The organism is Levilactobacillus yonginensis (assembly GCF_003946265.1).
GTDB lineage: Bacteria > Bacillota > Bacilli > Lactobacillales > Lactobacillaceae > Levilactobacillus > Levilactobacillus yonginensis.
In genome coordinates this window covers 13,562-37,626 of the sequence record NZ_RHNO01000016.1, presented here as the reverse complement: position 1 = coordinate 37,626, position 24,065 = coordinate 13,562, and the positions used below count along the sequence as shown (strand labels likewise).

General features: G+C 49.0%; 21 protein-coding genes and 1 tRNA gene. 19 read left to right on the top strand and 3 right to left on the bottom strand.

Annotation, left to right across the window (positions count from 1 at the left end):
• Positions 1-124 precede the first annotated feature (124 nt).
• From EKM87_RS08925 to EKM87_RS08915, 3 genes are all read right to left on the bottom strand, one after another.
• The gene (locus tag EKM87_RS08925; RefSeq protein ID WP_125683934.1) at positions 125-466 is read right to left on the bottom strand and encodes a DUF1516 family protein; all 342 of its coding nucleotides are present in this window, start codon (positions 464-466) and stop codon (positions 125-127) included.
• A gap of 62 nt (positions 467-528) precedes the next feature.
• Positions 529-1,059, bottom strand: a complete 531-nt coding sequence (locus EKM87_RS08920) for a dihydrofolate reductase family protein (RefSeq protein WP_125683932.1) — start codon at positions 1,057-1,059, stop codon at positions 529-531.
• Between the two features lie 117 nt (positions 1,060-1,176).
• Positions 1,177-2,445, bottom strand: a complete 1,269-nt coding sequence (locus EKM87_RS08915; protein WP_125683930.1) for a peptidoglycan recognition protein family protein — start codon at positions 2,443-2,445, stop codon at positions 1,177-1,179.
• A 339-nt stretch (positions 2,446-2,784) separates the two neighbouring features.
• Between EKM87_RS08915 and EKM87_RS08910 the strand changes: the two genes are divergently transcribed.
• From EKM87_RS08910 to EKM87_RS08820, 19 genes are all read left to right on the top strand, one after another.
• Positions 2,785-3,015 (top strand): DUF2187 family protein, encoded by a 231-nt coding sequence (locus EKM87_RS08910; protein ID WP_125683928.1) that lies wholly within the window; start codon positions 2,785-2,787, stop codon positions 3,013-3,015.
• Between the two features lie 79 nt (positions 3,016-3,094).
• Positions 3,095-3,165: transfer RNA gene (locus tag EKM87_RS08905), tRNA-Gly, on the top strand.
• A gap of 323 nt (positions 3,166-3,488) precedes the next feature.
• Positions 3,489-5,180: an arginine--tRNA ligase gene (gene argS, locus EKM87_RS08900; protein ID WP_125683926.1), complete on the top strand. Its 1,692-nt coding sequence runs from the start codon at positions 3,489-3,491 to the stop codon at positions 5,178-5,180.
• Between the two features lie 340 nt (positions 5,181-5,520).
• Positions 5,521-6,003, top strand: coding sequence for a 5-(carboxyamino)imidazole ribonucleotide mutase (gene purE / locus EKM87_RS08895; protein ID WP_125683923.1), 483 nt, complete (start codon positions 5,521-5,523; stop codon positions 6,001-6,003).
• Positions 5,987-7,117: a 5-(carboxyamino)imidazole ribonucleotide synthase gene (gene purK / locus EKM87_RS08890; RefSeq protein ID WP_125683921.1), complete on the top strand. Its 1,131-nt coding sequence runs from the start codon at positions 5,987-5,989 to the stop codon at positions 7,115-7,117. The genes purE and purK overlap by 17 nt, the downstream gene beginning before the upstream one ends.
• Before the next feature lie 4 nt (positions 7,118-7,121).
• Complete coding sequence (gene purC, locus EKM87_RS08885; RefSeq protein WP_125683919.1) at positions 7,122-7,853, top strand: phosphoribosylaminoimidazolesuccinocarboxamide synthase; 732 nt, start codon at positions 7,122-7,124, stop codon at positions 7,851-7,853.
• On the top strand, positions 7,850-8,104 hold the full coding sequence (gene purS, locus EKM87_RS08880) for a phosphoribosylformylglycinamidine synthase subunit PurS (protein ID WP_125683917.1): 255 nt from the start codon (positions 7,850-7,852) through the stop codon (positions 8,102-8,104). Before purC ends, purS begins: the two co-directional genes overlap by 4 nt.
• A 3-nt stretch (positions 8,105-8,107) precedes the next feature.
• On the top strand, positions 8,108-8,785 hold the full coding sequence (gene purQ / locus EKM87_RS08875) for a phosphoribosylformylglycinamidine synthase subunit PurQ (protein ID WP_125683915.1): 678 nt from the start codon (positions 8,108-8,110) through the stop codon (positions 8,783-8,785).
• Entirely contained in the window at positions 8,778-10,997 is a 2,220-nt protein-coding gene (gene purL / locus EKM87_RS08870; protein ID WP_125683913.1) for a phosphoribosylformylglycinamidine synthase subunit PurL, read from the top strand. Before purQ ends, purL begins: the two co-directional genes overlap by 8 nt.
• A complete protein-coding gene (gene purF, locus EKM87_RS08865) occupies positions 10,982-12,418 on the top strand; it encodes an amidophosphoribosyltransferase (protein ID WP_125683911.1) in 1,437 nt (478 codons plus the stop codon). The genes purL and purF overlap by 16 nt, the downstream gene beginning before the upstream one ends.
• Before the next feature lie 19 nt (positions 12,419-12,437).
• Entirely contained in the window at positions 12,438-13,481 is a 1,044-nt protein-coding gene (purM, locus tag EKM87_RS08860) for a phosphoribosylformylglycinamidine cyclo-ligase (protein ID WP_125683909.1), read from the top strand.
• Positions 13,474-14,052 carry a phosphoribosylglycinamide formyltransferase gene (gene purN, locus EKM87_RS08855; protein WP_125683907.1) on the top strand — a complete coding sequence of 193 codons (579 nt, stop codon included), beginning with the start codon at positions 13,474-13,476 and terminating at the stop codon, positions 14,050-14,052. The genes purM and purN overlap by 8 nt, the downstream gene beginning before the upstream one ends.
• 54 nt (positions 14,053-14,106) lie before the next feature.
• Positions 14,107-15,363, top strand: coding sequence for a phosphoribosylamine--glycine ligase (gene purD / locus EKM87_RS08850; RefSeq protein ID WP_125683905.1), 1,257 nt, complete (start codon positions 14,107-14,109; stop codon positions 15,361-15,363).
• 143 nt (positions 15,364-15,506) lie between these two features.
• Positions 15,507-15,974 carry an arginine repressor gene (locus EKM87_RS08845; protein ID WP_125683904.1) on the top strand — a complete coding sequence of 156 codons (468 nt, stop codon included), beginning with the start codon at positions 15,507-15,509 and terminating at the stop codon, positions 15,972-15,974.
• A gap of 192 nt (positions 15,975-16,166) precedes the next feature.
• Positions 16,167-18,254: a PBP1A family penicillin-binding protein gene (locus tag EKM87_RS08840; RefSeq protein ID WP_125683902.1), complete on the top strand. Its 2,088-nt coding sequence runs from the start codon at positions 16,167-16,169 to the stop codon at positions 18,252-18,254.
• Between the two features lie 89 nt (positions 18,255-18,343).
• On the top strand, positions 18,344-18,688 hold the full coding sequence (locus EKM87_RS08835; protein WP_125683900.1) for a YlbF family regulator: 345 nt from the start codon (positions 18,344-18,346) through the stop codon (positions 18,686-18,688).
• Between the two features lie 99 nt (positions 18,689-18,787).
• The gene (locus EKM87_RS08830; protein ID WP_125683898.1) at positions 18,788-19,999 is read left to right on the top strand and encodes a metallophosphoesterase family protein; all 1,212 of its coding nucleotides are present in this window, start codon (positions 18,788-18,790) and stop codon (positions 19,997-19,999) included.
• Positions 19,989-22,619 (top strand): ATP-binding protein, encoded by a 2,631-nt coding sequence (locus tag EKM87_RS08825; protein WP_125683896.1) that lies wholly within the window; start codon positions 19,989-19,991, stop codon positions 22,617-22,619. Before EKM87_RS08830 ends, EKM87_RS08825 begins: the two co-directional genes overlap by 11 nt.
• Positions 22,620-22,630: 11 nt before the next feature.
• Entirely contained in the window at positions 22,631-23,617 is a 987-nt protein-coding gene (locus EKM87_RS08820) for a 3'-5' exoribonuclease YhaM family protein (protein WP_125683894.1), read from the top strand.
• Positions 23,618-24,065: the final 448 nt, after the last annotated feature.

Genomic DNA, 24,065 nt, shown 5'->3' with positions numbered 1-24,065 from the left:
GAACTTTCAACCTTGATGCCTCTTGAGATGCTAAAAACGCCTAGGAACTAATCCCAGGCGTTTTTTTCTTGAAATTTTTGTCTAAATGAAATCGTCAATATAGCGGAGGTTCTCAGCAGGCAGTTTATTTAAACGCTAAAGTGAGTCCTAGGCCAACGGTAATCAAGGCAACAACCCCTAAAATCCAGTAGACGATGTGGGGCGTGTCCCGTTCCATTTTACGACCAAAGCTAATTTCAATTAGGGCAATCGTTGCAATGCCTAGGAGAAACTTCAGGCCGATGAGGAAGGGGGCGTGAACAAATGTCCGGATACTTAAAACGACCCCACTGATAATCATAACAAGGTAGGCAATTCTTGCGATGAGCAGAAATTGCGTGATGCGTTTCTCGGAATGGCGAGTCAATCCTAAAATTACTAGAATCGTTAGGATGATCCACGTCCAAAAGTGTAGTGCCAGCCACATAAAAAACCGCTCCCTTACTTACTCAATAGTCTAAGCGTACCATACTCAGCGTGGTGGCGGAATTAATTTCCCTGGCGAAAGACCATTTCAGCGAGGGGACCGTACTGGTGAACAGCCATCAATTCAAATTGGTGCGTCGTAGTCAGGTCACCAAAGAGGCGTTTCCCTTGCCCGAGCAGAATCGGGGCCACTTGCAGGTAAAGTTCATCGATTAAATCAGCTTCGAGTAGTGGTGTCAGAATCTGCTGACCGCCGACAACCCAGACGTTGCCTGGGTTCAAGCGTAGGTGACTTGCTAACTCTGTGACTGAACCAGCGGTAAAGGTGACCTGTGGCGTGTCTTCGCGGTTGGCGTGAGTCATGACGTAGCTGTGCATCTGGGGATTCTGTGGATTGAAGGGGGCGTTGGGGGCAAATTGGGCAACGTAGTCGTAGGTGACCCGGCCCATGATGGCACTGGTCATCTGTGACAAGGTTTGGGCGCCCACGTCTGCGGGGATGCCGTTTAACCCAGTTAGCCAATCAATATTGTTATCCGTAGTTGCGAGGTAGCCATCAAGTGACGTGGCTCCGTAGAATTGAATTTTACCCATACGATTAGCTCCTTTTGAGAGAGTGACGCAACAGGTAGTAGCTACCTGTCGGCGGATATAAGCTTGAAGAGACAACAAGGGCCTGAGCGTTTGACCCAGACCCTTGAGAAAGACATATTAAGCGTTACCGTTAACACTGTTTGCTTTCAACCAATAACTCTTGCCACTTAGCGTGACCCGGTACCAGGAAGACTTGTCGCTAGCTTTGTAACCGGCCTTGTTGATCTTGACGGTCGTGCCACTTGCAAAGTCTTGCGTATGTGCCGTGGTCTTGGACAGATAGTTCGAGTTCAAGACGTGGTTGTACATGGCGTAGTTCTTTGCGTTGTTTAACGTAACCGTGCCACTAGCATCGCTGTAGGTGACTTTCGGGAAGTTCAGCACTTTGCTGTAGACCCAGTACTTAGTCGTTGCATTCTTACTGAAACGAATGCGGTACCAAGTGCCACTCCAGCCGCCTTTTTTGACGCCGCGGCTGTCAACGTAAACCTTGGTGCCACGGTGATCAGAGTAGAGACGACTCCAACCGATCTTGTAGGCACCACTAGTGCCTTTAATGTGGTTGTAGACGGACCAGTTCGTGTAATTCTGTGCCAGGGTAGCTGTTTCATTATTGCTACCGTGGTAATAGGTGACCGTCTTTTTCTTAGGGGTCGTTGTGGTATGGTCCGTTGACGTATCCGTGGTGTCAGTCGTATTGGTCGTGTCCGTGGTGGTATCAACGCTGCCACCCAAGGCGGCATATTGGGTCTTTACTAAGGCTAAGAAGTCCGTCATGTTGTAGGTTGTGCCAAAGTAGGACTTGGCGTTAGTAGACCAGTAACCGTCGGGATCGGTATGGTTAGTGCCCCCCAGGTTAGTGGAAACGTCATGGTGAGAAAGCACCGTGGTGTAACGCTTAGGCGTCAGACCATATTTTTTCAAAATGTAAGCCGTGTAGTACGAGGCATTGTTTAACTCTGAAGCAAAGGCTGCCTTGGAGTGAACTTCCACCTGTTCAAACTGCACGTAGCGTTGGTTGGCAATTGGACCGGCACCCCAGCAGAGATACTTGGTATTCGCCACGTTAATAATGCTACTTGCATCCACAAAAGTGTGAACAAATGCGGAGTTATAATTATTCTTCATATAATTGATTTCGCCATAAATGGTTGAGTTAGGGTTGGCTGTTTCATGGACCACGACTCCCTCAGGCTTGCCATTTCGGTAACCATATTGCGGGAAGGTCGGCCAGATGTTGGTCGTGATCTTCGGCGTCGCGTACTGTTGATTAGCGATGTAGGTGTTGATTGAGTTGGCACTGGCGGTCGTGCTTGACCAGAAGAGGCCTAAGCACCCCGCAGTGAGGGCCATTCCCCGAACAGCCCATCGTTGCCATTTTTTCATATTATCTTCTCCTCCTGTGAAATTACTCCCAATTGAATAAAAAACGTTGTAACGCAACGCCTAAAGTATAACGTATTTATAGTGAGATGGATATGGTTTACAAGGTTATGTAACATTACAAGTTGTTCGGAAACTCGCTGTGACCGACTGATAATTCGGGTGAATTGGTGAATTCAATCGGGTTTTGCGAGCCAACGTTAACGTTCAAAAAAAGTCATTCGGCTTTTGGCTTTTGTTTCAAACACCTTACAATTTGATTGCGAAGTGGGAAGGCTTTACTTGCTATGACCGGGAAACATGACTATAATAGTTATTTGCATATGAAAGGAGCGACGAACCATGGCTGAAGAAACAGAGATCAAGATTGGCGATATCATCGCGGCCAAGAAGTTTGGCCCCCTGGAGCATAATTTCACGGGAGAAGTCACCAAAGTGTATGATAATTCAGTTTTAGTCGAGATCCGGGACTATGACCCTAAGGACAAGACAGCGGTTGGCGATATGAACAACCGGGCAGTTGTACGGAAGTCAGCTGCTAAGATTACAGGAAATGTAGCGGATAAAAACTAGTTTTCTGAAGTTCTTTTGAATTTATTTGCAAAAAAATAATGACAACTCACAGATGGTATGCTATACTTTTCTGTGTTGTGCGGGTGTAGTTTAGTGGTAAAATTCAAGCTTCCCAAGCTTGCGTCGCGGGTCCGATTCCCGTCACCCGCTTTCGAATGGGGCGGCCTTAGGGTCGTCTTTCTTATTTATTCGAAAGCTTTTAACCAGCAGTTGAATGAGTACCAGACAGACGTTTTCTTTTCAGCGAATCCGGGAGGCTGTGAGCCGGGTAAGACGCATCTGGGAACGGATCAACTGCTGACAATCAAATTAATCATTTAAGTGGACTTTTAAGTCAATCAGAGTGGTACCGCGGGAATTCTCGTCTCTTACAATTTTATTTGTAGGGGACGTTTTTTTATCCCATCGGTTGAATGGTGTAGACTAAGAGCACAATGTCATTGACGAAGCGAATTACAGGGAGGAAAAATAGCATGGATTATAAACAAAAAGTTACAGCAGCTTTAGCTACTGCCTTAGACGGCCAACTGACTGCCGACGAAATTTCGGCTAAGTTGGAACGTCCTAAGACTTCTGACAAGGGGGACATGGCGTTCCCAACGTTTACTTTAGCTAAGGTGTTGCACCGTGCGCCCCAACAAATTGCTCAGGATTTAGCCGAAAAGCTTGATCAAACTGGGTTTGAAAAGGTCGAAGTTGTAGGTCCTTACCTGAACTTCTTCTTTGACAAGGGTGCTTACAGTGAAGATACCTTGAACACGGTGTTGACAGATGGCGCCAGTTACGGTCAAAACGAAGCCGGCAACGGCGGCAACGTGCCCATCGATATGTCTTCGCCTAACATTGCTAAACCAATGTCCATGGGTCACTTGCGTTCAACGGTGATTGGGAATTCAATCGCTGAAATTTTGACGAAGAACGGTTACCACCCAATCAAGGACAATCACTTGGGTGACTGGGGAACGCAATTTGGTAAGCTGATCACGGCTTACAAGCTGTGGGGGAACGAAGCCGACGTGAAGGCTGACCCCATCAACAAGCTGGTGGAATACTACGTTCGTTTCCATAAGGAAGACGTCGACAAGCCTGAACTGGACGACACGGCCCGTGAATGGTTTAAGAAGTTGGAAGATGGCGATGAAGAAGCCCATCATTTGTGGGAATGGTTCCGTGAAGCTTCCTTACAAGAATTCAACGACGTTTACGATGAATTAGGCGTTAAGTTTGATACCTACAATGGTGAAGCCTTCTACAACGACAAGTTGGCAGAAGTTGTGCAAATTCTGAAGGATAAGAATTTGTTGGTCGAATCTCAAGGCGCGCAAGTGGTTGATTTGAGTAAGTATGACCTTAACCCAGCACTGATTTTGAAGAGTGACGGGGCTTCTCTGTACATCACGCGTGACATTGCCACGGCCCTTTACCGTGACCGGACTTACGCACCAGCGAAGAACTTATACGTGGTTGGCTCCGAACAAACCTATTACTTCAAGCAATTGAAGGCTGTCTTGCAAGAAATGGGCGTCAAGTCCGCTGACAACCTGCAACACGTCCCATTTGGTCTGATTACCGTTGATGGTAAGAAATTATCAACGCGTTCTGGTCGGATCATCTTGTTGGCAAAGGTACTGGAAGAATCCGTTAAATTAGCCGGCGAAGAAATTGACGAAAAGAATCCGGACTTACCAAATAAGGCCGAAGTTGCTCGTCAAGTTGGTGTTGGGGCCATTGTCTTCGGTGATTTGAAGAACGAACGGACCAACAACATTGACTTCGTTCTGGCTGATCAGTTGAAGTTTGAAGGTGAAACGGGGCCTTACGTGCAATACTCTCACGCACGGGCTGAAAGTATCTTGCGGAAGGCCGGAAAGGTCGACGTTCAAGCTGCTGGTAATCAGATTGATGATCCAGAGGCTTGGGATACGATTAAGACTTTGGCTGACTTCCCAGCAATTGTGAAGATGGCTTGTGCTGAACTAGAACCTTCAGTGATTGCCAAGTACGCCATTCGTTTAGCTAAGACCTTTAACAAGTACTACGCGCATTCCAAGATTTTAACGGAAGATGCTGAATTGCCAGCTCGTTTAGCGCTGGTTAAGGCGGTTTCGACGGTCTTGAAGGAAAGTTTACGTCTCTTAGGCGTGCAAGCACCAGATGAAATGTAAGTTGAAATATGCATGACGTAGGAAGGATGCCATTTAGTTGGTGTCCTTTTTATTTTGCCGTTAATCATGTTTGTTATCATAAATACATTGCAGATGTTATATTTTAAAGTTCGTATATTGTGAGGATAGTTGGTTTCCTTTATAAATAGATATGCTAGCTGAAATAGCCCAGATGAGCTACCAACACAGGGTCAGGATTAATTGATTATTAGTAACAAAGTGTTGACTATAATCAAACACGAATATTAAAAAGATTATACCAAGTAAAGTTCTTAAATTCGTTGACACCGGACGTGGGAGTTGCTAAACTTAAGCTCAAAATAGATGAAGGAGAATTGACATGGTACAAGTGGGATTAGTCATGGGGTCAATTTCGGATTGGCCAACAATGCAACAGACAGCGGCGTTGTTGACGTCACTGGGAATCAGCTATGAACGGCGCGTGATTTCGGCCCATCGAATGCCAGCAACTCTTCAATCGTACGGAGAGCAGGCACTCGAACGGAGCTTGCAGGTAATTATTGCCGGTGCCGGGGGTGCCGCCCATTTGCCGGGAATGTTGGCGGCCAATACATTGTTACCAGTGATTGGCGTGCCAATTCAGTCGCACGCGTTGCAGGGGATGGACTCGCTACTGTCGATCGTCCAAATGCCTGGCGGGGTGCCAGTGGCAACGATGGCCATTGGCTCAGCGGGAGCAAAGAACGCAGCGTTACTGGCGGCCCAGATTTTAGGATTACAGGATGTAAATATTCAGTTGGCGGTGCGGAACTTTCGGCAGCAGCAACGACGGGAGGCGGAAGAGAGTGAACAACGGTTCTAAGGACGTTATTTTGCCACCGGCTACGATTGGCATCGTTGGTGGTGGTCAATTGGGGCAAATGTTGGCCTTACAGGCAAAGGCCATGGGCTATCATGTGGGGGTGTTGGACCCTACACCGGCTTCGCCCGCTGGACAGGTCGCTGATTTTCAAATTGTGGCCGAGTATCAGAACTATGAAGCGTTAATGACCTTGGCACAACGCAGTGACGTTTTAACGTATGAGTTTGAAAATGTGGATGAGCACGCACTCAAAGCCGCGCAGGCACATACCAAATTGCCACAGGGGACAGCCTTACTGCACATCACGGGGAATCGCCAGCGTGAGAAACAGTTTCTCAAAGATCACGGTGTACCGGTAACGTCGTTTGCGACTGTGACTAGCAGCAATGAACTGACAACGGCACTCCAAGAAATCGGGACGCCAGCAATTTTAAAAACTGCTGCAGGGGGGTATGACGGGCACGGGCAAGTGAATTTAGAGACGGACGTAGTACCGGCTGAAGCACTAGATCTATTGCAGGTACCGTGTATCTTAGAAGCTCGCCAGACGTTCAAACTAGAAGTCGCTATGATGGTTGCCCGGCAAGCGGACGGTCGCGTGGTAACCTTTCCACTGGCGGAGAATCGGCATCACCGACACATCTTGCATACGACGATTGCGCCGGCTGCGGTTAGTCCTGCGGTTCATCGTCAGGCCCAACAGATTGCAACGACGATTGCTCAAGCGTTGACGTTACGTGGGGTGCTCGGAATTGAGTTCTTTGTCCTCGAGGATGGTCGCCTACTGGTCAATGAAATGGCTCCCCGGCCGCACAATTCTGGTCACTACTCAATTGAGGCATGTAACGTCTCGCAGTTTGAGGCGCATATCCGCAGTATTTGTGGGTTGCCGATTCCTGACATTACGTTGGCACAAACGGCCGTCATGCGTAATTTACTGGGGGCAGATTTAACCGTAGCTCGTCAAACATTAGTAACGGAACCAACGTGGCATTTTCATGATTATGGTAAGGCGAAAATCAAACCGCAACGTAAGATGGGGCACGTGACGGTGTTAGGGTCAGATGTGAACCAACTGTTAGCAAGTTTGGCGCAATTGAAGGGAGAACATTAACGACATGACGATTGAAAAGGGTGCGTTACTTTATACCGGTAAGGCTAAAAAGATGTACGCGACGAACGACCCAGAAGTTTTATGGGTGGACTACCTGGATCAGGCAACGGCCCTAAACGGTAAGCGTAAGGTCGTTGTTGAACAGAAGGGATTACTGAATAATCGAATTTCTAGTTTGATTTTCCAAGATTTAGCCAAACATGGTATTCAGAATCACTTTATTGCACAACCGTCGGCGTACGTTCAACTAGTTAAACGGGTCAAGATGGTTCCATTGGAAACAGTGGTTCGAAACGCTGCGTCAGGAAGTTTTGAGCGGAAATTTGGCGTAGCTTATCTGCAGCCGTTGGTTCCACCAGTCATGGAGTTCTTCTACAAGAGTGATGAACTGGATGATCCATTCATTAATGAGTCACAAATTTCAGCATTGGGTTTGGTCAGTCTCGAAAATTTGGCTGAAATGAAGCGTCAGGCGGGCCAAATCAATCAACGCCTGCAGGCCATTTTCGATGAAATGGGGATTCAACTGGTGGACTTCAAGGTGGAATTTGGCCTGACAATGGACGGACAGGTTCTATTAGCAGATGAAATTTCTCCGGATAGCTGTCGTTTAGTCGATAAGCAAACAAAAAAATCGTTGGATAAGGACGTCTTCCGTAAAAACTTAGGTTCCTTAACAACCGTTTACCAAGAAGTATTAGATCGGCTCAGTGCCGTTGAAGGGAGTCCCGAATGACTTATTTAGCAAAAGTCACCGTTACGTATAAAGAATCAATTTTAGATCCTAAAGGGGAAGCCATTAACGATGCCCTTCATCGGTTGGGTTACGGTAACGTTCAGTCAGTGGAGATGGGCAAATACTTTGAACTTAAGGTTACGGGGAATGGCCAACCAATTGAAGCGCAAGTCGATGAAATGTGCGATCGACTATTAGCAAATGTAAATATGGAGACCTATCAAATCAAAATTGTGGAAGTGGAGGATTAAGTTATGAAGTTTGCCGTACCAGCCTTTCCTGGTTCTAATTGTGATTATGACATGGTTAACGCGTTGCGGGATATTTTGAACGTTCCGGCTGATTTGGTCTCGGCGCAGGCTACGAACCTTGAAGGCTACGATGCGGTCGTTTTACCCGGGGGCTTTTCATATGGCGATTACTTGCGGAGTGGTGCTATTGCCCGGTTTTCACCAGTTATGGCAGCGGTTAAGGACTTCGCTGCTACTGGGAAACCAGTATTGGGAATCTGCAACGGGTTTCAGATTTTGACGGAAGCCGGGTTATTACCAGGTACGCTGCAAGCTAATCGATCCGCCCAGTTTATCTGTCAAACCAGCGAACTGATCATCCGTAATCCGAGTACGATGTTCACTACCGCTTATGGGAATCAAACAAAAATTTCACTGCCAATTGCTCATGGTGAAGGAAATTACTATTGTGATGCGCACACCTTGGCAGAGTTACGCACCCATCACCAAATTGTGTTTGAATACGTCGACAATCCTAATGGAAGTGTCGCCAATATTGCTGGAATTATGAATCGGCAGGGCAATGTTTTAGGAATGATGCCGCATCCAGAACGGGCTGTGGAAACGATTCTGGGTTCAACTGCTGGACTGGGAATTTTTCAATCATTACTCAGTCATCAACGGGAGGGTGTCCATGCTTAAGAATACAGAGCCAACGCCAGAAGCCTTACGTGATGATCATATCTATCGCGAGTGGGGATTGTCAGACGCTGAGTATGAATTGATTTCCAAAAAAGTTTTAGGTCGGCTACCGAATTACACGGAGGCCGGACTGTTCTCTGGCATGTGGAGTGAACATTGCTCTTATAAGAACTCCAAACCGGTCCTGAAGAAGTTTTGGACTCAGGGAGACCAGGTCGTGGCCGGCCCCGGGGAAGGCGCTGGCATTATTGATATTGGTGATGGACAGGCAGTCGTTTTTAAGGCGGAAAGTCACAATCATCCTTCGGCTATCGAACCTTATGAGGGGGCAGCCACCGGTGTCGGTGGGATTATCCGGGACATCTTTTCAATGGGCGCAAAGCCGATTGCGTTATTGGATAGTTTACGATTTGGTGAATTGACTGATGAATCGACGAAGTATTTGGTATCACAGGTGGTTGCCGGTATTGGTGGCTACGGGAACTGCATTGGTATTCCGACTATTGGTGGGGATACTGCATTTGATGCCAGTTATCAGAAAAATCCCTTAGTTAACGCGATGTGTGTTGGTATCTTAAATCAGGCCGATATTCAGAAGGGACAGGCGACCGGTGTAGGTAATAGTGTCATCTACGTTGGTGCTAAGACGGGGCGTGATGGCATCAGTGGTGCGTCGTTTGCGTCAGCGGAATTCAACGATGCCAAGGCTGCGCAACGTTCTGCCGTTCAAGTGGGTGATCCATTCATGGAAAAACTTCTCATGGATGCCTGTTTAGAGGTCATTCATGATCACCGCGAGAGCTTGGTTGGTATCCAGGATATGGGTGCGGCGGGTTTAGTGTCTTCATCTGCTGAAATGGCGTCTAAGGCCGGCAGTGGTTTGGAGCTGAATTTAGACTTAGTCCCGCAACGTGAGAGCGGCATGACGCCATTTGAATTGATGCTATCGGAATCTCAAGAGCGCATGTTGTTGTGTGTCCGGGAGGGTGCCGAGAAGGAAATCTACGCTGTTTTTGAAAAGTATGGTCTCGACGCGGCAACGATTGGTCACGTGACAACTGGCCACCAGTACCGGTTATGGCATCGGGGGAAGTTAGTGGCTGATGTGCCAGTAGATGCCCTAGCTAGTGATGCCCCCGTCTATCAACGGGAGAAAAAGGTGCCTGAACGACTGGCTCAGCAGTCAAAGGCTCAGTTCATGCCAGTAGTCACGGATGTAACGACCACCCTAAAGCAGCTCCTCCAACAACCAACCGTTGCATCGAAACGGTCACTATATCGGACTTATGATTCACAAGTTCAGACTAATACGGTGGTACAACCCGGTTCGGATGCGGGGGTTGTGAGAATTCGACAAACAGATAAGGCATTGGCGATGACGACGGACGTGAATGGTCGCTATTTATTCTTGAATCCGCGTGTTGGTGGTGAGATGGCGGTTGCCGAAGCAGCCCGCAACATTGTGGCCTCGGGCGGTGTGCCACTAGGGATTACGGATTGTTTGAATTTTGGGAATCCTGAAAATCCGGAACAATTTTATGAATTAGATGAATCTGCTCAGGGGATTAGTCGAGCTTGTAAGCTCTTCAATGCGCCCGTTATTTCAGGAAACGTTTCGTTGAATAACGAATCGAATGGACAACCCATCTACCCAACGCCAATGATTGGGATGGTTGGGCTAATCAAGCATCAACGGGATATTACAACTCAGGACTTTAAACAGCCAGGGGATGCGGTCTACGTTCTCGGCGACACGCATGCCGATTTTAACGGTAGTGAGTTACAGAAGATGTTGACCGGTCGCATTTCAGGAACGTTATTTGACTTTGACCTTGCGGTTGAGAAGCAGAATCAAGATCTATTACTTGACGCAATTCAAGCTGGACTAGTTGCCAGCGCACACGATGCTGCAGAGGGCGGTTTGATTGTGGCCATTGCCGAGTCCTGTTTTGGGAACAATTTAGGGGTGAGCCTAACCAGTGATTTACGATCGGTGGACTTCTTTGCGGAGACCCAGTCTCGTTTCGTGGTGTCAGTATCTCAAGCAAACCGGATTGCTTTTGAAAATCAAATGCAGTCACGGGCGACTTATTTGGGAGAAGTGACGGCAGCGGATCGGTTATACGTGCAAACTGCTGATCAAGCGTTTGATGTTCCGGTCAGTGCTGCAAAACAGCTGTGGGAGGAGGCGTTACCGTGTCTACTGAAATAAAAAGCCTCAATGAAGAATGTGGTGTTTTTGGGGTTTGGGGAACGCCAGATGCGGCTAACTTAACTTACTTTGGGTTGCATGCCTTGCAACACCGTGGTCAAGAAGGCGCAGGAATTACGGCGAATAATGCGGGCAACCTAAGCTCTGAACGGGGATTAGGGTTATTAGCAGATGTTTTCCGTGATCCCCGTCGTTTGGAACGGTTACAAGGAACAGCGGCGGTCGGCCATGTCCGGTACGCAACCGCAGGTAATCACGGTTTGGAGAATATTCAGCCCTTAGAATTTAATTTTAGTGACGCACAGTTTTCTCTGGCTCATAACGGTAATTTAACGAATGCTATGACTTTGCGAGGTGAGTTGGAAAAAGCTGGCGCCATCTTTCACGCGAGTTCTGACAGTGAAATTTTGATGCACTTGATTCGTCGGAGCCAAGCTCCTACGTTGCAGGAACAGGTCAAAGCAGCTTTGCAGGAGATTCATGGCGGCTTTGCCTACCTGTTGTTGACAAATGATCGGCTATTCGCGGCATTAGATCCAAATGGGTTACGGCCACTGGTCGTTGGTGAATTACCAACTGGCGGAATTGTCGTCTGCAGTGAGACCTGTGCCTTAGATGCGGTGGGGGCAACTTTTATTCGCGATGTACAACCGGGCGAATTACTAACGATTGACGATTCTGGGCTTAAAATTGACCACTATACCACGGAGACTCAGCTTGCCATTTGTTCAATGGAGTACATCTACTTTGCCCGCCCAGATTCTAACATCTACGGCGTGAACGTGCATTCCGCTCGTAAGCGCATGGGTGCGCAACTGGCTAAGGAACAACCAGTGGATGCTGACATTGTTGTCGGTGTGCCTAATTCATCGCTCTCCGCTGCCAGTGGGTATGCGGAAGCGAGTGGATTACCGTATGAAATGGGCTTGATCAAGAATCAATACTCAGCGCGAACCTTTATTCAACCCACCCAGGAGCTGCGCGAACGGGGGGTTCGAATGAAACTTTCTGCAGTTAAGGGTGTGGTGGCTGGTCAACGAGTTATCTTGATTGATGATTCAATTGTTCGTGGAACCACGAGCCGACAAATTGTTAAACTATTGAAGGATGCTGGTGCCAAGTCGGTGCATTTAAGAATTGCGTCTCCGCCGCTGAAATATCCTTGCTTTTACGGAATCGATATTCAAACAACGAAGGAATTGATTGCTGCGCAGGAAAGTATTGCCGAAATGCGACAAAGTTTAGGGGTAGATTCATTAGGATTTTTGAGTGAACAAGGTGTCATTGACGCCGTGGGATTACCAACATCGGCACCATATGGTGGTCTCTGCATGGCTTATTTTAATGGGGATTACCCCACACCCCTGTATGACTATCAGGCAGAATATGATGAAGAGATTCGTCAGGCAAAGCGACAATAACCAAAAAGGGGGGACGCACGTGAGTGATGCGTATAAAAAAGCCGGCGTTGATATTAATGCAGGGTACCAAGTTTTAAAAACGGTCAAAGAGATGAGCGGTAATGCACAATTGGGGGCCTTTGGGGGGCTATTTCCTTTACCATTAGCTGATACGGGTCAGGACCCAGTTTTGGTGGCGGGAACCGATGGTGTCGGCACTAAGTTGTTGGTTGCCATTGCTGCGCACCAACATACGTCAATTGGGATTGATTTGGTCGCCATGTGTGTCAACGACGTTTTAGCACAGGGAGCTCGCCCGTTGTTCTTTTTAGATTACTTAGGCTTAGGCCATACGGAAAAACAGCGTGTTGCCGATATTCTTGAAGGTGTCGTAGCTGGTTGTCGTGAGGCTGGCGTCGCCTTGATTGGTGGTGAGACTGCCGAAATGCCCGATATGTATGGTCAGGACCACTATGATTTGGCTGGTTTTGCAGTGGGACTGGCTGCTCAGGCCAATCTGCTTCACCCAGAAAGGGTCTATCCTGGTGATATTTTGATTGGTTTAGCCTCAAGCGGTTTGCACGCCAATGGCTTTAGTTTAGTGCGAGACATTTTATTTAAACAAAATGATTATCAGTTAACTCAGGAGATACCAGAGCTAGGGCATTCGTTACAGGAAGAATTGTTACGACCAACGGCAATCTACGTGAACCAAGTACGACCATTGCTTGAGCGGAAGCTAGTCGCTGGTATCGCGCATATTACGGGTGGCGGGTTAGTTGAAAACGTTGCGCGGGTGCTTCCCAATGGTTTACAAGCACAATTTACACTTGGCAGCTGGCCGGTGCCGGCGGTCATGACCTTTCTGGAAAAAGCTGGTAATTTAACGTCAACTGATATGCGTGAGACGTTTAATCTTGGGTTAGGGATGGTGTTAGTCGTTCATGCAGACAAGGTCCCCGAGGTCATGGCTAGTTTAAAGGCTAATGGCCAACCAGCTTATAAGGTGGGGTCAGTGGCAATTAATAATCCAGATAGCGTTGACAGTCCTGCCGTCAGTTTTAAGGAGGCCGGCCATGACTAAACGTTTGGCCGTGTTTGCTTCTGGCACGGGAACCAATTTTGTTGCCTTGAATCAGGCAATTAAGGAGCGACAAATCCCAGCTGAAATCGTCCTGCTTGTGTGTGATCATGAGCAAGCACCAGTGGTTCAACGCGCTCGGGCAGCTCGTATTCCGACGCTGATTGTGGATTTTCATGCATACCCAAATAAGGTCGCAGCTGAGACCCTGATTTTGCGGGAATTGAAAGCAAGCCAGGTGGATGCGGTTCTATTGGCTGGTTATATGCGAATCGTAGGTTCAACATTGTTGCAGGGTTATCCGCATCGAATCCTGAATCTACACCCGGCGTTGTTACCGAAGTTTCCTGGACGGCATGGAATTGAAGACGCCTTGGCAGCGGGTGTTCATGAAACTGGCGTGACGGTTCACTTTGTTGATGCTGGGGTTGATACAGGTGAAATCATTGCTCAACGGGCGGTACCAGTGAAGGCGGATGATACGGTTGCGTCACTGGCTATTCGGATTCATGACGCTGAACATGACTTATATCCGATAGTCCTTCAACGTTTAATTGATGACGGAGTCCTGTAAGTGTTCGAAATTAACGTGCGGAAGCCACTAAAACTTAAAAAGGATGAAACGAAAATGGCAAAGGTATTAATTGTGGGAGGCGGTGGTCGGGAACATGCCATTGCGAAGACCATGCTAGCAAGTCCACAAGTAACGACGGTTTTTTGTGCACCGGGGAATCCGGGGATGGTGGCTGATCAAATTCAGCTAGTTGCGATTGATGAGTTAGATTTTGCGGGCCTCATTGCGTTTGCTCGTAACCAAAAAATTGATTTAACCTTCATTGGTCCTGAGGCGCCGTTGGCAGCAGGGATTGTTGACGCCTTTTTATCGGCTGATTTAGCAGTCTTTGGCCCGTCGCAAACCGTTGCCCAGCTTGAGAGCTCCAAGGTGTTTGCCAAACAATTTATGCAGCGAAATGGCATTCCAACCGCTGGTTATCGATTATTTCACGACCTTGCTGCTGCATTGGTTTACAGTGAACGAGCACCGCTGCCACAGGTGATCAAAGTGGACGGGTTAGCAAGTGGCAAGGGTGTGACGGTTGCGACTAATCATTTGATGGCTACCGATGCCTTAACACAAGCCTTTGAAACGACCGATACGGTGCTTATCGAACAATTTATGAGTGGTTTTGAATTTTCGCAGATGGTGTTGGTGGGGGGCGAGCAATATGGCTTGTTACCAACGGCACAGGATCATAAGCGACTACGCGATCACGATGAAGGACCGAACACGGGCGGAATGGGGGCATATTCACCAGTTCCCCAGATTACATCTGAAATTATTCAAGAGACTATTCAACGTGTGATTACGCCTACTTTGGCAGGCCTGAAACGAGAAGGTTTAAGTTTTAACGGCGTTCTTTATGTGGGTGGTATTTTGACGGCCGCGGGCGTGCAGGTGGTTGAGTACAACTTGCGGCTGGGTGATCCGGAAACGCAGATTATCCTCCCACAGGTGACCAGTGATTTTTACCAGGCCATCCAAGACCTGATGGCGCATCAGGAACCGCAGTTAACCTGGCAAGAAGATGAAACTTATTTGGGGGTCGTGTTGGCGGCACCAGGATATCCTGGCAGTCCGCAATTAGGCGTGGCAGTGCCGACCATTGCCGGGGCCAATTATGCGGGCGTGCAGGGGGAACCTAACCAGCTAGTCAGTGCTGGTGGCCGGGTCATGTTAGTAAGCGCGCACGGGGCCGATTTAGCAACCGCACAACAACGCGTTTATCAGCAACTTGAACGGGTGCCTACCGGTAATTTGATTTTCCGAACAGATATTGGCGCCAAAGGTATGCGCTCAGTCGTTAATTTTGATTCTCCAGCGTAAGCAAGATGGGTAGTCAACGATTCGTTTTTTTGCGTTAAAAACGAATATTTGGTACACTTGCTTTATAAATATGCAGAGACATGTGGCGTTTTTCCGCATCCTTTGTTATACTTAGTGAAATTTTATGCGGGAGGGTCGTCGTCATGAAGAAAAGTATTCGCCAAGCGCGCATTGAGCAATTAATTAATCAGTATCCCATTGGAACTCAGGAAGAATTAATGGATCATCTGGAGGATGTCGGTATTCAGGCGACGCAGGCCACCATTTCACGAGACATTCGTGAAATGCAGATTGTAAAGGCCCAAGATGGTCATGGTCACCTGCGTTATACAATCTTTAAAGCGGGCAATCGCAGTGAGAAGGAACACCTGCGAGAGACCATCAACGAGGTGGTGACGGGCCTGACCCGAGTTGAATTTGTTAATATTTTGAAAACGCTGCCGAGCAACGGTAACCTTTTGGCGGCCATCTTTGATGACTTGAACTTACCAGAAATTGCCGGTACGTTGGCAGGTCACGATACGATCTTTATCATCAGCCCAAGTGCTCAAGTAGCTGAAAAGTTACACGACGAAATTGCGGCGGAAATGAATCCAGAAATTGTTCACTAGGCGTCATTGTGGATTGAACAGGCGTGGGTCGGCAAAAGTCGGGTCACGCCCTTTGTTTGAGATAGGCGCAGTTACATAGGTCAGTCGCGTTAAGCTAATTTAAAGCTTCATAAAGTTTGCCCGAAAACGCGGTTAAGCGCCATGACTATGCTAAAATAGCCATATTATAATTGAGATAGAAGAGGCTATTTTATGAATAACCAAGAACCGAATGAGAATGCTTGGACCGGGTTTAAGTCTGGTTTTAAGCGTTTCTGGCACCGATTTCAGCTGACTCGCTGGATCATTGTGATCATCTTAAGTATGGTCCTGGTCATGAGTGGGTACTTAACGTTTATGGCCAAGACGGCCAACGTTGGTGACTTGAAGGCGGCGTTGGAAAATCCCACGCAGATTTATGATCGTCACAATAGCAAGGCGGGGACCCTGTACTCACAAAAGGGAACCTACGTCCCGCTTAAGAAAATTACCACGAACGTGCAGAGCGCAGTAATTTCCACTGAGGACCGGAATTTTTATCACGAACATGGTTTCTCCGTTAAGGGGATTGGGCGGGCCTTTTTCCTGTATGCCAAGAATAAAGTACTTCGACAAAACTACATTAGTGGTGGGGGGAGTACATTGACCCAACAATTGGTCAAGAACGCGTACCTCACGCAAGAGCAAACGTTCACGCGGAAATTCAAGGAATTATTCCTGTCAATTGAGGTTGAGAACGTTTATTCTAAGCAAGATATCTTGTCCATGTACCTCAATAACGCTTACTTTGGCAACGGGGTTTGGGGTGTCCAAGATGCCGCTAAACGGTACTTTGGGAAGTCCGCCGCGGCATTGACGGTACCAGAGTCCGCTGTGCTAGCAGGGATGCTTACGTCCCCATCGGCGTACAATCCGGTTGACCACCCGCAGGCCTCACGGGCCCGCCGAAACGTTGTCCTGGGCCTGATGGCGGATACTGGAGCCATTTCAAAGTCACAGGCGAAGAGTTATCAGGCAACCGCCCTGACCACGAATGATACTTACAACTATAAGAACAGTTACCGGTACCCGTATTTCTTTGATGCCGTGATCAACGAAGCCGTCAGCAAGTATGGCCTCACGGAGTCGGAAATTATGAACAAGGGCTATAAAATCTATACCACCTTGGATCAGGGTAATCAGAAACAGATGCAAACGTTATTTAAGAATACATCGTACTTCCCAGCCAATGCTAGCGATGGGACCAAGGTTCAAGCGGCTAGTATCGCCATTGACCCGAATACCGGTGGTGTGGAAGCTGTCGTTGGGGGTCGTGGAAAACACGTTTTCCGGGGCTATAACCGGGCAACGCAAATGCGGCGTCAACCGGGTTCGACCATCAAGCCGTTGGCTGTCTATACGCCAGCACTAGAAAACGGGTACTACTATGACTCCGAACTGACTGATAAGAAGAAGTCGTACGGGACCAACAACTATTCGCCCCATAACTACGGCAACCAATATAGCGGCAAGGTTCCTATGTATCAAGCTCTGGCGCAAAGTAAGAATGCACCGGCAGTTTGGCTGCTGAATAAGATTGGTGTCGACAAGGGATACGATTCCGTCAAGAAGTTTGGCCTTCCAGTCACCAAGTCCGATAAGAACCTGGCCCTGGCGTTGGGTGGATTGAAGACCGGGGTTTCCCCACAACAGTTGGCTCAGGCCTACACGGCGTTTGCCAATAACGGGACCATGTCGTCTGCTCACTATATTCGTAAGATTGTGGACGCTTCGGGGAATGTGGTTGTGGACACCTCTGATTCTGCTGCCAAGACGACTAAGGTCATGTCGAGCAAGACCGCTAAGCAGATGACCAGTATGATGATGGGCGTCTTTAACTACGGAACCGGGGTTAGCGCCAAGCCTTACGGATATACGATTGCCGGTAAGACTGGGAGTACTGAGGCGGACGGTGATTCCGATGCTACGCGTGATAAATGGATTGTGGGGTATACGCCTGATGTCGTCGTGACGACCTGGGAAGGGTTTGACAACACGAGTAACAAGAATCACTTGGAGAACGTCAGTGGTACTGGCGAAGGCCCACTTTATCAGGCTGAAATGCAAGCCATTTTGCCAAATACTAAGGGAACTGCCTTTGATACCAAGGATGCCTCTACCATCGCCAAGGGTGGGGATAATTCTAGTTCTAGCAACAGCGACATTTGGGATCAGGTACAGGAAGGGATTAACAATGCTGGAAAGTCCTTTAACAGTGCAGCTAATACTGTCAAATCCTGGTGGAAATCAGTCGTTCAATAGTGAAATCCCTCTGGGGTGAAAGCGCAAACCATGGTACAATAATAAATGGCAATTCAACTGGGCGTAGGCCCAACAAGGAGGAAACACCAATGGCTGACAAGATGGAAGACCTGGGCGCACAATTAGCCCAAGCACTTCAAGAATCAGAAGAATTCACGGGTTTAGAAACGGCATACAACGACATGAAGGCTGACGCCGACACGTACCAGCTGTTTAAAGACTTCCAAAAAATCCAAATGGACTTGCAACAAAAGCAAATGGCTGGTCAAGAGTTGACTAACGACGAGATGAGCCATGCCCGCGAAGTTGCTGACAAGGTTTCTAAGATTGCTTCTATCAAGACTTTGATGGAAAAGGAACGGGATGTTAACACCCTGTTATCCAACTTGAATCAGACGATTACGAAACCCATCGAAAGCATCTACCAGGGCTAAAACGTCTGTTAATCGTCGGTACAACCCCTCATTCTTGGGAGGTCCGTGCCGGCGATTTTTCAATTTAAATCAATAAAAAATGAGAGGAGTGCCTACCTGATGAAATTTATTCACGCTGCAGATTTACATTTAGATAGCCCGTTTCTCGGTCTCACGGGGCTGCCAGCTTCACTGGCAACAACGGTCCGAGAATCAACATTTACAGCGGCCACGAAGGTTTTTGACCGTGCTCTCAGTGAGCACGTCGACTTTGTCCTCTTGGCGGGTGATTTATTCGATCGGGCTGAGCAGAGTGTGGCCGCACAAGCATTCCTATTCACCCAATTTGCTCGCTTAGATGACGCGCAGATTCCCGTGATTGTGAGCTTTGGCAATCATGATTACTTAACGGAACAAGCAGTGACCTATCCGACCAACGTGACGGTTCTAGGTGAACACGTCACGACCACCACGTTACAACTGGCCTCTGGTGAAACGGTGGCTGTGAGTGGTTTCAGTTACCCGCAACGCTGGGTTTCAGATGATCCGTTAGCAGCGTATCCCGTGCACGCCGCGACGAACTGGCACGTGGGCATGTTGCACGGTGCCGTGACCACGGGGAGTCAGGATCATTACGCACCATTTACGGTGGCTGAACTTTTGCGTAAACGTTACGACTACTGGGCTTTGGGCCACATTCATCATCGTCAAAGCTTAAATGATCAACCGCCAATCTTATATGCGGGCAATACCCAGGGGCGTGCTGTGACGGAGACCGGGGCGAAGGGGGCTTACCTGGTGCATAGCCAGGATGGACAGCTGGTGCCGGAGTTTTTCCCGACCGCGACCGTAATTTGGGAAACAGCTCAAATTGATCTGGACGGAACTGATTTGGCGGCGCTCAACGAAGAACTGATAGACTGGTTAGCTGCGCACCCAGCAGATCAGCCCACGCTCACTGCCATATCATTAACGACTAGCGCACCACTTTCGGTTGCTGAGCAGCAACGGTTGGCAAGTGGTGATTGGTTACAGCTTTTTCAACGGACCCACCAACGCCAATTGAAGGCGGCTCAACGCTACATTGTCCGACTTAGTCTAGATGAAACCACCGCTGCAGTACCGGCTCCCAACTTGGATCAGAGTTATTGGGAGCTAGGGGCGAAGACGGTATTTACCGCAGCTAATCGGCAGAAATTATTCGGAAAATTGGCACAGGAACCAGCGTTGGCGGCGTGGTTTGACCGGCCCGAGACGGCAGCTAGTCTAGAAACGGCTGCTCGTCGCCGGTTAACGCAATTAATGGGAGAGGAGGGTCAGGATGAATCTTAAACGGTTAACGATTTATGGTTTTGGTCACTTTCACGATCGAACTTTTGATTTGTCATCTGGTCTGAACTTCTTAGTGGGTCCTAACGAGGCGGGAAAGTCGACGTTGACGCAGTTCATCACGGCCATTTTCTTTGGCTTCCCCACGAAAAAGCATCCCGAATTACGCTACGAACCACTGGATGGTAGTCGGTTTGGTGGGGCAATTACTTTCCAGCAGGATAACACGACCTATACGGTGACGCGGACGGACGGCCCCAAGGGTGGAACGGTGACGCTCCATGATGATACGACGAATCTAGATTTACCGGCGGCACTGCTCACCAAATTGCTGGCTCCGGTCGATGGTCAGCTGTTTACCCGTGTCTATGCCATTAACGAACCCCGGTTAGGGACGGTCTTTACGGCCTCCAAACAGGAGCTAGTCGACCGGCTCCGGCACGTCGGCGCCGTTGGCAGTGAGTACTGGTTACAGCAAGCACAGCGACTTGATCAAGCTGCTGATGACCGGTATAAACCTCAGGGGCGTAATCCCTTATTGAATCAGCAATTGCGCGAACATCAAGAATTATCAGCTAAGTTAGCTAAAGCCAATGGGGCCTATCAAACGTATTGGCAGCTGCGTCAGCAACAGGTTGATGGTGAGAGCCAACAACGATCTCTTCAGGCAACGTTAACGCAACAACGACAGGCAACAACTAGGCTGACCCAGCTGTTGGCTCAGTGGCCAACCTATCAACAATGGGTGGCGTTGGCCCCAGCTGCGGAAGCTGTCTCGCATGGCTTCACCGCGACCGACGCAACTCGTCTAGAGCAATTGCGTAGTGCAGCAACCGCTAGTGAGCAGACGTTAACGGATGATCAACAACGATTTGCTGAGTTGCAACGTGATCAGCAACTACCACCATTGTTTGATCAGTATTTACCGGTCGCAGATAAACTCGATGCGCTTGCTCAGCGGCTACCACAAGTTCAGGGGAGTCAGCAGGAGGCGCAACGGTTAGTCACTTCGCAGCGAGATTTGGAGCAACGGGCCGGTATTTTGGAACAACAATATGCAGTGAACGGGCAAATGCCGCGACCATTCTCACTGGCGACTACCCAGCAGGTGCGGCAGTTAACAGGTGAGCTAACGACAGCGAATCAGAAGCGGCGTCGCTTGCAACAACAACTTAATCAGCGCAACGAACAATTTCGTCAGGTTCAACCGACGCGTCAGCAACACCATAACCCATTAGCGGATAAGCAGGTCGGGTGGCTGGCGGCCGGTTTGGTCGTCCTTGTGGGCGCAATGTTCCTCCCCAATACATTTCTCAAGCTCGCTGGCGCCTTGCTCGGGGTAGCAGTTGGCTATTATGGTGTCTTCCTGGTCGACAGTAGTACGCCGGCTAGCCGTCAATTAGACGAACTGACTGAAGATATTCGTGATCTGCAGGCCCAGTTGCGTGAGGGGGGGCAGGCCGTAGATGCGTTGACAAATCAGTTAGATGCGATTGGTGATGCTCATGGCATGAGTCAAGTTCCGCTAGAACAGTGGTCGGCAGCCCAATCTGCCATTGCCGAGTGGGAGCGGTTGACGCGCTTACTGGAAACAACGGCTGAGCAAGCTGCGACGCAACAAGCGACAGTTCAGCAGTTTTTGCAGGAGGCAACGACCATTCTGCCGGCTTTAGCGGATCAAGACTTTGCGGCGGTGGCGTCTCAGCTAATGCAGTTGCAGGCTACGCGGCAAGCACTGAGTCATCAAGAAACTGATGTGGCGGCCCTAGCGACCCGGCTACAAGCAGACCAGGCTGCCGTCGAGCGAGGTAAACGGGAGCTGCAAGCGTTCTTGCGGACACGGAATCTATCCGATGTGGCGGCCTTCTATCAACAATATCAAGCAGACCGGACACAAACGGAACGTCAACAACAACGGCAAACACTGGCCACCCAGATTGGGTCTGATAACTTAACGACCTTGCAACAACAGACTAGTCAAACAGCGTTGCAGCAACAAGTGACCATGGCTCAGCAGAAGCAGGTCACTACGCAGGCGACCTTGGATCAAACAACGAGTCACTTGGCAACCTTACAGGGGCAGCTGGCTCATTTGACAGCTAGTGGCACCCAAGCCACGTTGCGGCAGAAACTTGCTGATTTGGAAACGCAAATGACCCAGACGGCAGCTACTTGGCTGACGGAACGATTGGTGAGTCAGTGGATTTCGGCGGCATTAGCCGCAGCATCCGGTGACCGGTTACCACAAATCGTAGCGCAGGCTAGTGAATTCTATGGTAAATTAACTGAAAACCGGTATACTAAAATTGAACTGACACCAACTACCTTACGGGTTCAGCGGGCAACTGGCGACTGGCGCAACGTGGGACAGCTTTCACGTGGGACGGCGGAACAGCTAGATCTTGCTGTGACCCTGGCCTTTGCGGTCGTGATGAATCGTCAGGTCCAGATGCCGCTGATTATCGACGATGGTTTCGTGAACTTTGACGAAGCCCGCCGGCAGGCTGCATATCGCTTGTTAGCGACTATCGCTACGGACGTACAGGTCATTCTCCTGACGGCCGATGAGAGTGTGACCACGCATACCACGGGCACGGGTAAGGTCTTACGGTTGACGGAATAGGAGGGACTTTCATGGCGGCAACAAAAAAATTAATGGATTATGGCGTCGATGAAGCGGTCGATGTCTTTGTACTTTTGAAGGCGGCGGACGTGCGGACGGCCAAGAACGGTAAACAATACATTGCACTAGTGTTTGAGGACCAATCCGGTGAGATTTCTGGAAAATACTGGGATGCTTCGCCCGAAGACATCACGAATTATGTGGCGGGACGCGTCGTTCACCTACAAGGAAAACGGGAAAACTATCAAACGCATCCACAAATCAAGATTTTTCACTTACGCTTAACGAATCCGGGTGAGCCGAGTGATCCCAATGCCTTCATTGAACAGGCACCGATGAGTCGGGCCGAAATGGAAGACTACATCACGCAAACGATTTTTGAAATCACGCAACCAACGTGGAACCGAATCGTGCGAAAGCTAGTCAGTGAGTACGCCGATCAGTTTTACACCTATCCAGCGGCCAAGAGTAACCACCACGCCTTTCAGGGTGGACTAGCTTACCATACGATTTCTATTTTGAAATTGGCTCATTCAGTGACGACACAATATCCGGACCTAAATGCACCACTTCTGTTTGCGGGAGCGATTCTTCACGACCTAGGCAAGACGATTGAATTGTCAGGGCCCAAGTCCACGACCTATACGCTGGCCGGAAATTTGATTGGGCACATCGTGTTGATCGACGGGGAATTGGTTCGGGCGTGTGACACGCTTAAATTGGATCCTCAGGCCGAAGACGTCCTGTTGCTACGGCACATGATTCTCAGTCATCACGGCCTGTTGGAATATGGGTCACCGGTTCGTCCGGAGTTGCGTGAAGCGGACGTCTTACACCAATTGGATGAGCTCGATGCCTCCATCATGATGTTGGACACGGTGGTGGCACACACCGAGCCAGGGGAATTCTCGGAACGAGTCTTCGCCATGGACGGGCGCCGATTCTACCGGCCGACCACTGACGGCCCTAAGTCACCTGATGAACCACAGCAACCATAATTGTTGGTTTGTTCGTGAATGGTCACGCTCCGGCGGCCAGGGCTGGGGCCTGCTGTGGGGACGCTTCAGCCAAAAGGCGGGCTTCTCGCTCGCTTTGAAGCCACGAAGACCACGTGTCCTCGCGCCCATAGCGTAAGCTAGCAAAGAACGCCAGCTAACGCTATTTTCACAGCTGGCCCCACCCCTGGCCGCCTCCGGCTCATATTGGTGAACTTTGCAATAAGCATTGTGGTCGCAATGGTGTGGCCTCCATCGTTCATTGTCATAGTTTGTTATAAATCAAATAAACGGCACAAAACCGATCAAGGTTTTGTGTCGTTTTTTTTACGCTATGAAGTGGGGGAGTGAGAGTTAAGGTTGTCAGTAATTTGTATATAGCACCATGCAATCAACGCTGGACGCATTAAACGCCAATGTTATTCGTTAAACTGGTTGCCACGCAGTACAG

Bases quoted from the DNA above. Each gene is read 5' to 3' on its own strand.
- purE (WP_125683923.1), top strand. From the start codon at position 5,521: ATGGTACAAGTGGGATTAGTCATGGGGTCAATTTCGGATTGGCCAACA.
- purD (WP_125683905.1), top strand. From the start codon at position 14,107: ATGGCAAAGGTATTAATTGTGGGAGGCGGTGGTCGGGAACATGCCATT.
- EKM87_RS08915 (WP_125683930.1), bottom strand. From the start codon at position 2,445: ATGAAAAAATGGCAACGATGGGCTGTTCGGGGAATGGCCCTCACTGCG.
- argS (WP_125683926.1), top strand. From the start codon at position 3,489: ATGGATTATAAACAAAAAGTTACAGCAGCTTTAGCTACTGCCTTAGAC.
- EKM87_RS08845 (WP_125683904.1), top strand. From the start codon at position 15,507: ATGAAGAAAAGTATTCGCCAAGCGCGCATTGAGCAATTAATTAATCAG.
- purS (WP_125683917.1), top strand. From the start codon at position 7,850: ATGACTTATTTAGCAAAAGTCACCGTTACGTATAAAGAATCAATTTTA.
- purQ (WP_125683915.1), top strand. From the start codon at position 8,108: ATGAAGTTTGCCGTACCAGCCTTTCCTGGTTCTAATTGTGATTATGAC.
- EKM87_RS08920 (WP_125683932.1), bottom strand. From the start codon at position 1,059: ATGGGTAAAATTCAATTCTACGGAGCCACGTCACTTGATGGCTACCTC.
- EKM87_RS08925 (WP_125683934.1), bottom strand. From the start codon at position 466: ATGTGGCTGGCACTACACTTTTGGACGTGGATCATCCTAACGATTCTA.
- EKM87_RS08840 (WP_125683902.1), top strand. From the start codon at position 16,167: ATGAATAACCAAGAACCGAATGAGAATGCTTGGACCGGGTTTAAGTCT.
- purL (WP_125683913.1), top strand. From the start codon at position 8,778: ATGCTTAAGAATACAGAGCCAACGCCAGAAGCCTTACGTGATGATCAT.
- purN (WP_125683907.1), top strand. From the start codon at position 13,474: ATGACTAAACGTTTGGCCGTGTTTGCTTCTGGCACGGGAACCAATTTT.
- EKM87_RS08820 (WP_125683894.1), top strand. From the start codon at position 22,631: ATGGCGGCAACAAAAAAATTAATGGATTATGGCGTCGATGAAGCGGTC.
- purC (WP_125683919.1), top strand. From the start codon at position 7,122: ATGACGATTGAAAAGGGTGCGTTACTTTATACCGGTAAGGCTAAAAAG.
- EKM87_RS08825 (WP_125683896.1), top strand. From the start codon at position 19,989: ATGAATCTTAAACGGTTAACGATTTATGGTTTTGGTCACTTTCACGAT.
- EKM87_RS08830 (WP_125683898.1), top strand. From the start codon at position 18,788: ATGAAATTTATTCACGCTGCAGATTTACATTTAGATAGCCCGTTTCTC.
- EKM87_RS08835 (WP_125683900.1), top strand. From the start codon at position 18,344: ATGGCTGACAAGATGGAAGACCTGGGCGCACAATTAGCCCAAGCACTT.
- EKM87_RS08910 (WP_125683928.1), top strand. From the start codon at position 2,785: ATGGCTGAAGAAACAGAGATCAAGATTGGCGATATCATCGCGGCCAAG.